This window comes from Oleiphilus sp. HI0128 (assembly GCF_001635365.1).
On sequence record NZ_LWGG01000590.1, the window covers coordinates 1 to 302 of the forward strand.

The 302-nt window shown below is 49.3% G+C and carries 1 protein-coding gene; it reads left to right on the forward strand.

Going from position 1 to position 302, the window contains the following annotated elements; genetic code table 11:
• Positions 1-302: AIR synthase-related protein (locus tag A3763_RS07145; RefSeq protein WP_156494987.1), on the forward strand; the 302-nt coding region annotated here is incomplete at both ends.

Genomic DNA, 302 nt, shown 5'->3' on the forward strand with positions numbered 1-302 from the left:
TGGCAGCTTGATGATAATAACCCAATTGCCTTTATACATGACGTAGGGGCGGGTGGTTTATCAAATGCTTTTCCGGAGCTTGTGAAAGATGGCGGGCGCGGTGGACGATTCGACTTGCGAAAGATCCCTAACGATGAGCCTGGGATGGCGCCACACGAAATTTGGTGTAACGAATCTCAAGAACGTTATGTTATTGCTGTGTTGCCGCAAGACTTGGAGCGCTTTGAGGCGATTTGTGCTAGAGAACGCTGCCCCTACGCTGTGATTGGTGATGCTCTGGAAGAGCATGATTTAACACTGGA